Annotated in this window: 11 protein-coding genes and 1 pseudogene; 9 read left to right on the forward strand and 3 right to left on the reverse strand. The window is 49.9% G+C overall.

The window, feature by feature from the left end; translation table 11 throughout:
* Together GEI7105_RS39400 and GEI7105_RS0103430 are read left to right on the forward strand one after the other, a co-directional pair.
* A pseudogene (locus GEI7105_RS39400) lies at positions 1-231 on the forward strand (IS4 family transposase); the annotation flags it as partial.
* Between the two features lie 62 nt (positions 232-293).
* A complete protein-coding gene (locus GEI7105_RS0103430; RefSeq protein WP_017659087.1) occupies positions 294-1,109 on the forward strand; it encodes a tetratricopeptide repeat protein in 816 nt (271 codons plus the stop codon).
* Between the two features lie 28 nt (positions 1,110-1,137).
* On the opposite strand, the gene GEI7105_RS0103435 is transcribed toward GEI7105_RS0103430, so the two are convergent.
* Positions 1,138-1,617, reverse strand: a complete 480-nt coding sequence (locus GEI7105_RS0103435; RefSeq protein ID WP_017659088.1) for a cupredoxin domain-containing protein — start codon at positions 1,615-1,617, stop codon at positions 1,138-1,140.
* A 720-nt stretch (positions 1,618-2,337) separates the two neighbouring features.
* Between GEI7105_RS0103435 and GEI7105_RS0103440 the strand changes: the two genes are divergently transcribed.
* Positions 2,338-3,741, forward strand: coding sequence for a sensor histidine kinase (locus tag GEI7105_RS0103440; protein ID WP_017659089.1), 1,404 nt, complete (start codon positions 2,338-2,340; stop codon positions 3,739-3,741).
* Between the two features lie 64 nt (positions 3,742-3,805).
* On the opposite strand, the gene GEI7105_RS0103445 is transcribed toward GEI7105_RS0103440, so the two are convergent.
* Positions 3,806-4,243, reverse strand: coding sequence for a VOC family protein (locus GEI7105_RS0103445; RefSeq protein WP_026097393.1), 438 nt, complete (start codon positions 4,241-4,243; stop codon positions 3,806-3,808).
* Between the two features lie 67 nt (positions 4,244-4,310).
* Positions 4,311-4,829, reverse strand: a complete 519-nt coding sequence (locus tag GEI7105_RS0103450; RefSeq protein WP_017659091.1) for a TIGR02652 family protein — start codon at positions 4,827-4,829, stop codon at positions 4,311-4,313.
* A 486-nt stretch (positions 4,830-5,315) separates the two neighbouring features.
* Between GEI7105_RS0103450 and egtC the strand changes: the two genes are divergently transcribed.
* The 6 genes from egtC to GEI7105_RS0103480 all read left to right on the forward strand — a co-directional run.
* Positions 5,316-6,116: an ergothioneine biosynthesis protein EgtC gene (gene egtC, locus GEI7105_RS0103455; protein WP_017659092.1), complete on the forward strand. Its 801-nt coding sequence runs from the start codon at positions 5,316-5,318 to the stop codon at positions 6,114-6,116.
* Positions 6,088-7,338 carry an ergothioneine biosynthesis protein EgtB gene (egtB, locus tag GEI7105_RS0103460; RefSeq protein WP_017659093.1) on the forward strand — a complete coding sequence of 417 codons (1,251 nt, stop codon included), beginning with the start codon at positions 6,088-6,090 and terminating at the stop codon, positions 7,336-7,338. Before egtC ends, egtB begins: the two co-directional genes overlap by 29 nt.
* 101 nt (positions 7,339-7,439) lie before the next feature.
* Positions 7,440-8,705, forward strand: coding sequence for a TMEM43 family protein (locus tag GEI7105_RS0103465; protein ID WP_017659094.1), 1,266 nt, complete (start codon positions 7,440-7,442; stop codon positions 8,703-8,705).
* 352 nt (positions 8,706-9,057) lie between these two features.
* The gene (locus tag GEI7105_RS0103470; protein WP_026097394.1) at positions 9,058-10,209 is read left to right on the forward strand and encodes a transposase; all 1,152 of its coding nucleotides are present in this window, start codon (positions 9,058-9,060) and stop codon (positions 10,207-10,209) included.
* 84 nt (positions 10,210-10,293) lie between these two features.
* Positions 10,294-10,998 (forward strand): sugar phosphate nucleotidyltransferase, encoded by a 705-nt coding sequence (locus GEI7105_RS0103475; protein ID WP_144053652.1) that lies wholly within the window; start codon positions 10,294-10,296, stop codon positions 10,996-10,998.
* Positions 10,999-11,524: 526 nt separating this feature from the next.
* On the forward strand, positions 11,525-11,869 hold a 345-nt coding region (locus tag GEI7105_RS0103480), incomplete at its 3' end, for a glycosyltransferase (protein ID WP_026097395.1).

Below are 11,869 nucleotides of genomic sequence, written 5' to 3' on the forward strand. Positions count from 1 at the left end.
CAGCGTCTCCTTGAATCTCACGTCCAATCCTATTTAGGTCGTTCAGACCTGACCCCTCAAGGTTTTCCTCATCATAGTGTTTTTTCCCTCGGATTATCCGGTTATGCTTGGAGTCAATCCCTGCTGCTCTGGAGAGATTGGATGTTGGCGCTCATGGCGTTGAAGCCTCACAAATCTCTCCATTTTCAACGAGGGCTAGAGGCTCTATCCCTTGTGAGGCAGGGGGTCTAGCTATGTTGTCACCCTCTCAGGATACAATCACTAGAAATTGTCTGTATCGAGGAGAACAGGTTGTGGGTTGGATCGTTACGGCGTCGATCGCGTTGGTGTGGTGGTTTGTAGGGTTGTGGACGGGCGTTCCGACGGCGTTGGCTCAAACCCATCTGACGGAAATTCAGTTCGAGCAGTTAGAACAGGTTTTCGATCGCGCCATGCGATCGAGCCAACAGGGAAATTTCGTCGAAGCCGAAGATCGCTGGAGCGAAGCGATCGAACAGTTTCCCGACAATCCTGCCCTGTGGAGCAATCGGGGTAACGTTCGCGTCAGCCAAAACCATCTCGAGGCGGCTTTATCCGACTATAACCGGGCGATCGAACTGGCTCCAGAGGTTCCCGACCCCTATCTCAATCGCGGCACGGTGTACGAAGCCTTGCAACGCTGGGACGACGCGATCGCCGATTACAATTGCGTATTAGACCTCTCCCCCGACGATCCCGCTGCTTACAACAATCGCGGAAACGCCAAAGCCGGACGGGGGAATTGGGAAGACGCCGCCGCCGATTACAAAACAGCGGTGGAACTCGCCCCGGATTTCGCCTTCGCCCGCGCCAATTACGCTCTCGCTCTCTATCAAATTGGAAAAACCGATGAAGCCGTGCGTCGCATGAAAAATATCGTACGTCGTTACCCCCAGTTTGCTGATATGCGAGCGGCTTTGACGGCGAGTTTGTGGGCGAAGGGAAGCCTCGGAGAAGCTGAAAGTAACTGGGTCGCTGCTTACGGGTTAGATTCCCGCTACGGCGATTTAGAGTGGGTGGCGCGGATACGTCGCTGGCCACCTCGGATGGTGGAGGCGTTAGGAAATTTTTTGAATTTAAGCGGCCGGTGAAGAGGGGACGAGGAAGTATTTCTCCTTATCACCTCTTCCCTGTCACGATGCGAATGGTTCCCGTCATGCCCGCTTCGGCGTGACCGGCGATGGTACAACGCAAATCGTAGGTTCCCGGTTTTTCGGGGACGAACACCCATTCGGCAACGGAGGCGGGTTTGAGTTCGAGTTCGTGAATCGCGCCTTTGATTTCAACGTTTCCGGCTTCGACTTTACGCGTCCAACTGGCATCGGCGAAATCTTTGGCGGTGAAGTAGTGTTTCTGGGGACTGGGGTTATCGAGAACGAGTTTGTAGGTGCGTCCGGCGACGAACTCGAAGTTGTTAGGAAAGAATTTTAATTCGTCGGCCGCGCTGCCGAGGCTCACGGGGACTTCGGTGGTCTCGACGCGGGCGATGGCAGTTTGATTCGAAGCTGCGGCAATTCCGGTGTTGTAGAGGTTGATGAAGAGGGCGATCGCCAGAACGATCGACCCCCGAACGATCGGGTGCAGATTGGGTATCGTCATCTCGATTTCTCCAAACTCATCTCGGGTTAATTCGATCGGCTTTGTCTATTTTGCCACCTTTGGTTCTGGACGTCGAAACTCGAGCGATCGCGCGCTCTGTAAAAACACGCAAATCAGCTTTATAGGAATTCAGTGAATTTTCGGAGCGAAGTCTCGGTGTTTCTGAAGCCTTTAAACAACGTATATTTCTCACTAGACAGGCGGCTCTTCTAGAAGGTTAAACTGTACGAAAGTCGATCGTTTATTTGCCCAAGGTTTCGTATCTATTTGTATACTTTTTGTAAAAAAAGAAACAAAAATAAAAAAAATGTTGCGAGACTTACAGCTTTTATTTGACGAGATCGGCTTTACCAAGTCTTTACCTCATATTAGTCCTGGCTTGACTTGGGGCGACTCGAAACAACTTCACAGAAAAAACAATTAAACTTTAGTATTTTTTTACACTTTACGAACGAAACAATTCAGTTATAATGTCTGCAATCTATTACAATTAAAAAAACACGGGGGAGAAGTAAAGAGACTTTTTTGAGGATAAAGGCGATCGAAGCGGGTCTGACTATCTGAGGACAGCATCGCGGCCGACCACTCAAGTATTCGCTCCCTAATATCTTCGGTGTTGTTATAGTGTTACAAATTTTAGATTTCCAACACTTGTAAAAGTTGCAACTTGTAAACGACGTTACAACAGACTTAACCAACAAGGGGTTAGAAGGTATGACTATGACAGAAGAACTTCTTACAAATGCCAATATCGACGAGTTGCTCAGCTATCCCATCGAGCTGTCCAACAACCGCATTCTCATTGTAGATGACTCTCCCTATCTGCTGGCCGCGATGCTGAGGAAATACGGTTACGACGTGCAAACCGTAACTGACAGCCATCAGGCGGTGCGATCGACCGTAGACTCAAACCCCGATCTGATTTTGCTCGATATCACCATGCCGGGAATGGACGGCTACGAAGTCTGTAGACATTTGAAAGCCTCGTCTGAAACCCGCGAGATTCCGGTCATTTTTATTAGCGCCCGCAATGAAGCCATCGACAAAATTAAAGCGTTTCAAGTGGGCGGTTCGGACTATATCAGCAAACAGTTCCAGTTTGCCGAAGTTTTGGTGAGAGTCGAGAACCAACTCAACCAACGACGGCTTCAGAAACAACTCCAAGCGTCCGAAGCTAGAGCGAGAGAAAAGTCCAACCTTTTAGCCAGGGCGCTTCAGCAAGTCCAACAAACGCAATCGCAACTGGTGCAGCAAGCGAAGTTGTCGAGTTTGGGACAACTGGTGGCGGGAGTCGCCCACGAAATCAACAACCCGATCAACTTCGTCTACGGCAATCTGACTTATCTTGCTGAGTATACGGACAGTTTGCTGAAATTGATCCAACTGTACGACAAGGCACTGCCCGATCCTCCTCCAGAAATCGAAACGGCGATCGAAGAAACCGATCTCGACTTTATTCGATCGGATTTACCGCGACTGGTGGATTCGATGCGGGTGGGAACCGAACGCATCCAGCAAATCGTGCGATCGCTGCGGAACTACTCTCACCTCGACAAAGCTGAAGTGAAAGCGGTGAACCTGCACGAGGGAATCGATAACACCCTGACCATTCTGCAACACCGTCTCAAAGCCAAACCCGATCTCGCCGCTGTGGAAATCGTCAAATCTTACGGCGAGTTACCCGAGGTCGAGTGTCACGCCGGACAGCTCAACCAAGTATTTACCAATATTCTCTCGAACGCGATCGACGCCTTGAGCGATCGCCGCCGTTTTGCTCAAACCTCGCACTTGCAAGCCGTTCCCGCGATTTCGATCGAAACTGGCCTCGTCGGGGGCGATCGCGTTTACGTTTCGATCTCCGATAACGGGACGGGGATGTCCGAATCCGTGCGCCAACGCATTTTCGATCCCTTCTTCACCACCAAAGACATCGGTATTGGAACGGGATTGGGAATGTCCATTAGCTATCAAATTGTTGTCGAACGACATGGGGGCGAGATTCGCTGTCATTCAACACCCGGAAAAGGAACCACCTTTACCCTCGAAATTCCCACGCAAGCCGTTGTCGCTCCCATCGATCGACCGTCACCACTGCCGGAAGCACTCCTGCAAGCTGCTTGTTAAAGCGAAAAAGGGAAGGTGACGAGACGACTGGAGGAGGGGAGATAGAACGGTTTACCTGAAAACTTCACGTACTGAGTTGGCGGAGAAACTCTAACGGTAAGCCGTCGCTGTCTGCGATAAAGGCAACTTCGTAAACGCGATCGCCGATTTGTTGCTGTTGGGGTTCGAGGAGAACCGTTAGCGGACTCACGAGTTCGGGGTTGTCCTCGGCGAGAGTGGCGAAGCGGGTTTTGAGGTTCTCCAACCAACTCGGTAAATCCGATACCGCTTCTGTCAAATCGAAGGACAGGTGATAGTAGCCTACGTAATGCTCGTCAGAAAACGCATCCGGGGCAGGTTTCGGTTCGGGAATTTGAATCAGTTCGATGCGTCCGTTCGATCCTTCCATCCAGCAGGCGAGGGTGTATCCCGTGGTGAAGCGATCGCTGACGGCAAATCCCAGCAGTTCGTAAAAGGCGATCGCGCGGTGGATGTCAGCAGTGCGAATGGAAGCGTGGTGCATGAACAGAGGGGGAGAGGGGGAGAGGGGGAGACAAGAGGACATCATCTCCTCATCTCCTCTCCTCATTTCAATCGAAGAGGCGGAAGTAGGGATAGCGAACCGGAACGCCGGGTTCTTTTTCCAAGTCGAAATTGATGACTGCCCAACAGGGATCGTCCTCGGCGGTGGGGCTGAACTCGACGGGGAGTCCGTAAAGTTTCGGTGGAGGAGAATCGGGGCGATCGCGCCAAGGGGTGCTGCGCTCGAGATAGGCTCCGATAAGTTCCTTGTAGCGTTCGGCAACGATAACGCGGGTGGCGCGGTAGCCCTGAGTATAAAGTCGATCGAGAGCCTCGTGAATTTCAAAGCGAATGCCATCGGGGTGGGTATGCTGGCGATACCACTCCCCGTTCCACATCCGCCAATGTCGGTTCGACTGTAGATGAACCAATTCTCCCGATGTAGGGCTGGCCTCGAACGCGCCGTGACGCGGACAGAGATAGGTGTCTGTCAGTGTCAGTGCGGGAATCGTTTGCCGACAGTGAGGACACTTAATTTCCGGTCCGAAAATGGGATACTGAGAGCCTGGATCGGTAGGAAAGTCCATGTAACGGTCGCTCGAATCGACTGCGAACTGAAACGTTTCCGAGAAAACGGCGATCGCAACGCCACTTCCGTCGGACGGCTCGTCCCAGTGTATCTTTATTGTGAAGTACCCAACATCAAATCAAAAATTAATGATGTGGGCTTCCTGCTTCATCCGCCGTTGCCTCACTGTAAGATTACAGTTGGGTCTTATACAGCGTCCACAGGCAGACACCCGCCTTCCGCAGGCTGAAATCTAGACACTTGGTTATCGCGTTGGCTGCTGGAGTTCCAACACTACTGATTAGTATAGCGCCAACCCCGACCTCGCTTTCCCGGCCACCGCTTTCCCGCCTCGGGTAGAGCGTCGGACTTCCCGCACGGAGAGTTAACCACCCCTACTGGCGACGGGAATTCCCGTGATTTTACGATGTCGATGCCGAAGGAAACGTTTCCAACAAAACCGTTTTGAACTAGGATCGGAGGGACAAATTTACCCCATCGCTCCATGTGTCGTTTGTTGGGCTATCTCGGGGAGTCCGTACAGCTCTCTCGCGTGCTGTGCGACCCCGAACACTCCCTCGTCGTCCAAAGTTACGAACCCCGCGAAATGACCTCGGGAGTCGTCAATGCCGACGGTTACGGGATTGGCTGGTACGATTCTCGGTCGGAGACAGAGCGATCGCACCCCTTCACCTACAAAAGTCTATTACCGATTTGGAGCGACGTAAATCTCGACTCCCTCAGTCGCTACGTGGTCTCAGACTGCATTCTCGCCTACGTTCGCGGTGCAACCCCCGGACAAGCCGTCGATTTGAGCAACTGTCAGCCTTTTGTTTCCCAAAACCTCACCTACGTTCACAACGGCTGTATCCAAAACTTCCGCCATACCCTCTATCGCCCCATCCGAGAACGCCTCAGCGACGAACTCTACCAAAGCATCCACGGTAGTACCGACTCCGAACATATCTTCGTCCTACTGTTGCACACCTGGCAAACTCATCCCAACTGGACGCTACATCAAGCCTTGAAAGCTACACTGCTGGAGTTGCGACAACTGGCAGATACCCACAACACCCGTCTCTCGGCGAACCTGGTTCTCAGCGACGGACGCAGCCTCGTCGCCAGTCGTTTCGCCAACCACGGCAGCGCCCCCTCCCTGTATTGGATAAAAGACGATGCCGCGTTTCCGGACGCCGTCTTAATTGCCTCAGAACCCTTATTTCCGGGGAACTGGCAAGCATTTGCAGATGGAAGCCTCGTGTGTGTAGGAGAAAACCGTGAGTTTGACTGGTACTATCTCGACTAATTCGACTAATTCCACCCAAGCCATCCTCCGCGACGCCTTTACCCAATGTCGCCAAACCACTCTCAAACAGTTTGCAGAACTTGATGAGGCTGCGTTGTGCTGTCAGTCTCACCCCGAATTCAGTCCGGCGGGGTGGCACTTGGGACATATCGGATTTACGGAGGAATTGTGGCTGTTACGGCATTTGGCGGGAACTTCGCCGATGCAGCCTCAGTTTCATCGGTTGTACGCCGCCGATGGCTTACCGAAAACGGAACGGGTGAAGCTGCCCAGTTTCGAGGACATTTGCGACTATTTACAACGGGTGCGAGATGAGGTATTTAACTATCTCGAAATTGCTCCGCTCGAGAAACAAAAGAACCTGTGGTGGTTTATTTTGCAACACGAAAGCCAACACAGCGAAACGGTGGCGTTGGTATTGCAACAACAGAATTTATCGGCTTTACCGTTTTCCAAATCGGGGTCGAACTCGCGGCTAGAATTCGATAGTGTGACGGTTCCCGGCGGCGAGTTCGAGATGGGCAACGATGGAGTAGAGGCGGCGGATAACGAACGACCTCGCCATCGTCGGGTTGTGGAAGAATTCGAGATCGATCGCTATCCCGTCACTTGCGGTCAATATCGACAGTTTATCGAAGTGGGGGGATACGACAACTCGCAATATTGGTCTGATTCGGGGTGGTGCTGGATTCGCGAAAACGGCATCTCGACGCCGTTGTATTGGACGAACGATCCAGAATTCGACAACTATCCAGTCTGTGGTGTAAGTTGGTACGAAGCCAACGCCTACGCGAAGTTTGTCGGAAAGCGACTCCCCACGGAAGCGGAATGGGAAAAAGCTGCCCGTTGGAACCCGCAAACGGGAGATAGTCAGGTGTATCCTTGGGGGAACGACTTCCCCGATGCGTCTCGTTGCAATCACCGTCTGTTTAACCGAGGAACTACGTCAGTTGATGCCTATCCCGACGGTGTGTCTTCGGTGGGCTGTTGGGATATGTTAGGCAACGTTTGGGAATGGACGACGACGATCTTCGACGGCTATTCAGGTTTTGAATTTTTTCCCTATAAGGGCTATTCTCAAGACTATTTCGACGGGGAACATTACGTTCTGCGCGGGGGAAGTTGGGCGACGCGACCTTGGGCGTTACGGAGTGCGTTTCGCAATTGGTATTATCCCCATATTCGGCAGATTTTTGCCGGATTTCGCTTGTGTAACCTTTAAAGGTTTGCAACGAAGTTTCTACGAGCGTAAGTCGAAATACTTAAGGTCACTTTGAAAAAGATGTGACAAGATGGGGGCGACTTGTTTGAACTCATCCGGTCATGTTTGAATCTGAAGATCGCGAAGCTGATTTTGAGGAGTACACCGAAGTTCGAGAGGTGAGTTGGTGGGATCGACTGACCAATTCCTTCATGCTGTCCCTAATGGGAATCTTGTTAATTGTTCTATCTTTTTTTATTTTAATTCAGAACGAAGGACAATCAGATCTGAACAAAGTCGCCCTCAGTACCGTCCAAATTTCTTCGGAAACGCCTAACATCGGGCATATCGGTAAACCGGTTGCAACGACGGGAATTATTCGCAGTTCGGAGTTATTAGGAGATGAATTTTTTCTCAAACCCGCTCCCTACATTGCTATGGCGCGATCGGTCGATATGTATGTTTGGGTCGAACGTCGCGAAGTTGAATCGAAAATCAATGTCGGTGGTTCTGAAACACGAAAAACAACGGTAACTTATTTTCAAAAGTGGAAGCCGATTGGCAAGTTAAAGAGTACGAAGACGATATCGAGAACCGATCGCCGAAAAATAACAGAAAGTGCAGATTCAAGCCGTTTTTTAAAGCCAGAAAACCACAATAATCCCAAGCCAGCTATTCCCAATGGCTCTCGTAAAGTGTCTCGGGCACGAATTGGTATTTACGAGCTTGATATGACCCAGTTTGACGATCCGATGGTCAGTGGTGTAATTGAAGCATTTAACGAGAACTCTATGGTGGGATACAACGATATCCCTACGCGAACCCCAATTTATCCGAGTCCAGAAACCCTGAATTTCGCGCCAGACACTGAAGTTTCGGGAAGTTATCTCTATAAATCTCAATATAACATTGCAAATCCAAAGGTGGGAGACTTACGCATTCGTTATGCAGTTTTTCCCGCCAATACGACGGCAACGGTGATGGGTCAACTCGAAGCCAATAACCGCATCGTTCCCTACGTTCACAGCAACAATCATAGTCTATACCGTCTTTTTCCTTCAAATCGCGAAACGACGAACGCTCGGATCGAAAAAGAAGATTTGTACTTTACTTGGATACTTAGATTTGTGGGATTTGTAATGATGTGGGGTGGTTTCGCTGCGATCGTCGAACCGATTAATGTCGTGCTCGACATACTCCCCATCTTAGGCTCGATGAGCCGTCGCGTTACGGGTGCAGTGACGATGTGGATCGCGTTGAGTTTGACCGTGACGACGATCGTGGTCTATCGTACAACCCAAGATTTAGAGACGCTGGCGATCGCTTGTCTCGTTGCTTTTTTCGGGACGCTCTCTCTATTTGCTATTCAGAGAAGAAGCCAAGCTTAGCTAAAAAATTGAAAGGCGATCGCGGTATCGTACAGCAGCGATCGAAAGAGCTTGAAGTCACTCAAAGCTATGCTCTTGTTCCTAAATGCTAGCTGTTCTAGGAAAGTATTTTAGGTCAATGTTTGAAGTTTAAAAAAGACAAAAGCATCTGGATAAAATTCTATGAACGAGTTTATTGGAATATTACCCGCAGCCGGATTGGGGTCTCGCTTGCAACCATTTCGATATGCGAAAGAGTCTTGGTGGTGCAGAAAACTCCTGAAAGTGAGAGAGGGAGTGGATTTGAGAAAAAGGGGGTAGACAAAAAGAGGGGTCAGATGCGATGTTCGAGTTCCTCAACTAGCACATCAGCATCATGACCCCTCATCTCTATCGTCAACTTGAAGACCAGCTAAGTCAATGGGTTAAGCCCAAAGACCAACGACATTTACGAGGAGTCTCGGAAGTGGTAGCCGCCATCTTGCAATCGGGAAGTGCCTGCCTAAGTCACTGGCTACCCTATCTAGGCCACCGAAATTGTCAGGGGCGCAGTCACATGGCTCGCTTGGAGTACCTCCTAAACAATCCGGCGGTGACCTCTCAAGACTACTTTCAACAAGTCATGAAAGTGTGGCTGTCTCGATGGAAGGGCATGGAGGTGACTCTGGCCTTAGATACCAGCCTGTTCTGGAATCAATACTGTCTGATGGAGGTGAGTCTCGTCTGGGGAGGACGCTCGATTCCTCTAGCTCAAGAGGTCATCGAACATGCCAGCGCCAGCGTCTCCTTTGAAGCCTACCGTCCGGTGTTAGAGTCAGCTCGAGAAGTTCTTCCCTCGGACTGTACGGTCACTTTGCTGGCAGACCGAGGTTTCGAGCATCTGGCTCTAATGGATTGGTGTCAGCAGCATCAATGGCATTGGTGTATTCGCACTCAATCGGACTTGCTGGTGTCTTTGAAGAACGGTCGGCGTTATCCGGTCTCCCAACTGCTGCCCCCTAAGGAGGAAGCTCGCTTCTACCGCCATGTTACAGTTCGCGACGAGATTCCTTGTCATCTGGCCCTGGCCAACCTGTCTCAGGCGGGGGAAGCCTGGTCGTTGGTCACGGACAAAGACCCCTCTCTTCAAACCTTCTCGGAATACGGCCAACGCTTTGGTGCCATCGAACCCCTTTTCAAAGACTACAAATCGGCAGCTTTCGATTTATTGCGTTCTCGCCTGCGTTCGGCAGAGGCTCTGAGTCGGTTGCTGATGTTACTGGCTCTGGCCTATCTACTGGCAGTGCATCTGGCTCTTGTGGTGATGTTTCACGGGCAACGAAAGCGCCTCGATTGGCACAGTCAGCGCGGTTTGAGCTTTCTACAACTGGGGTTGCGCGAGATTCAGCGTCGCCTTTATCTCGGCTTGGGCTATCCTCTCTTAACACCTCTACCCAGGTGCAATCCTCCTACGGCTTGTGCCTCGAGGCGCAAGCGACGACATCTGCAACTCCGCCTTGAGTTCGCTCGGGTTTCTACCGCTTGATTTTCTCTTCTCTCCAGAACGGCTGCTTTTTGTCAATCCCTATGACCCTTCTGAGTTTTCTGCACCACTAAGGCGAAAGAGTTGTTGCCCGTTTTTTTTAAAACAGACGATCGCGAGAATGGAAAACGAGTCTATCCTCGAGCGGCGGCGGAGTACTCTATTCAAGCGATGCGCCATGCTAACATTCAATTTGTATTGACGGTTATCTCCGATCGCAAAACTGAAGTTATTAAATATTTTAGTGACGGTCGAGATTTCGATATCAATATAGCCTATTTGCATCAAAAAGAGCCTTATGGATTGTCTGATGCAATTAATAAAGGCTTTCAATGGTATAAAAATTCTTATGTTTTTTTGGCTCTCCCAGATACAATTTTCTATCCTTTTCATGCTATCCGTGCTATTCGAGAGGAAATTTTGGCGTCCCAAGCAGATTTGGTTTTAGGCGTTTTTCCAACCTCTAAACCCGAGCAGTTAGGGCCGGTTCGCTTTGATTCAAGCGGTAAGGCGATCGAGGTGTTAGACAAACCCAAGGGATCGAGTGTTTTTAACACTTGGGGAATTGCAGTATGGTCTCCCACGTTTTCTAAACTGCTGAATCAGTATATGGCGATTTCACTGGAAGCTCAACAACAGCCCATTGGTAATATATTTAACCTCGCGATTACTCGTGGATTAAATGTCAGAACTGTTTTCTTTGAAGATGGAGAATACATCGATTTGGGAACGCCAGAAGGATTGGCTCATGTCATTCTCGACCGTGAATTATCGGGTCTTAAGGAAATATAAGGAAAGAGTTTGACGCAAGATATTCAGATCGAGAGGCAACAAACTTATACGAGGGTGCATCTCAAAAATGTAAATTCATCGAATTGGGCGCACTCAATTTCCAGATCCCCGGCATCTTGGAGATGCCGGGGATCTTATACCGGAAGTGCTAATCGGGAATTTTGCCACCCAAAACTGATGTTTTTGCACTCATTGAGATGCACCCCTTATACGATACGACCGATCGCCTATCAGAACGTTACAAAATATTTAAATATATGGCGATCGCACGATCCTATGGGATACCGTGGGCGGTTAGATGCTGAAACTTACTAAAATCTCTAGGTTTTGATTTGTTTTGACTAAAATCGGATTTAGATCGATCGCTCAGTTTGCGTAATGCACTACCATCAGTCGTCTGTTTCGTAACAAGAACAGATCAGACATAGAGGTTTTATCAGAACATCAATTTGGCGTCTTCGTACTGACTGAAAAATTTTTTTCAGTCAGATGGCTTAGCGTGAAAAATTGCGACTCAAGACAAAAAATGGCACGGATTACAATCTTAGCAGTCGGTTCCCGTGGAGACGTTCAACCGGGCATTGCTATCGGCGTCGAACTGAAGGCGGCCGGTCATACAGTTAAGGTGGCAACGCATCAGTTATTTGAGTCGTTTGTTCGCAGCTACGGCCTCGATTTTACTCCGTTATGTGGCGATCCCGAATACTGGCACAGTGGTAAAGAATGGACGGATACCAAAGGTCAAGGGTTTGATTGGATTCGTGCCAACAGTCAACGTATTGTCGAAATGGGACGACGCTATTTAGACGATCTGTGGAATGCTTGTCAAGGTGCCGACGCTATTTTTTGGCATCCGTTAGCCTTGGTGTGC

It is taken from the genome of Baaleninema simplex PCC 7105 (assembly GCF_000332355.1).
Lineage (GTDB): Bacteria > Cyanobacteriota > Cyanobacteriia > Cyanobacteriales > Geitlerinemataceae > Baaleninema > Baaleninema simplex.

Excerpts from the sequence above, each read along its gene's own strand:
- GEI7105_RS0103435 (WP_017659088.1), bottom strand. The coding sequence starts at position 1,617 with ATGACGATACCCAATCTGCACCCGATCGTTCGGGGGTCGATCGTTCTG.
- GEI7105_RS0103440 (WP_017659089.1), top strand. The coding sequence starts at position 2,338 with ATGACAGAAGAACTTCTTACAAATGCCAATATCGACGAGTTGCTCAGC.
- GEI7105_RS0103445 (WP_026097393.1), bottom strand. The coding sequence starts at position 4,243 with ATGCACCACGCTTCCATTCGCACTGCTGACATCCACCGCGCGATCGCC.
- GEI7105_RS0103450 (WP_017659091.1), bottom strand. The coding sequence starts at position 4,829 with ATGGACTTTCCTACCGATCCAGGCTCTCAGTATCCCATTTTCGGACCG.
- egtC (WP_017659092.1), top strand. The coding sequence starts at position 5,316 with ATGTGTCGTTTGTTGGGCTATCTCGGGGAGTCCGTACAGCTCTCTCGC.
- GEI7105_RS0103465 (WP_017659094.1), top strand. The coding sequence starts at position 7,440 with ATGTTTGAATCTGAAGATCGCGAAGCTGATTTTGAGGAGTACACCGAA.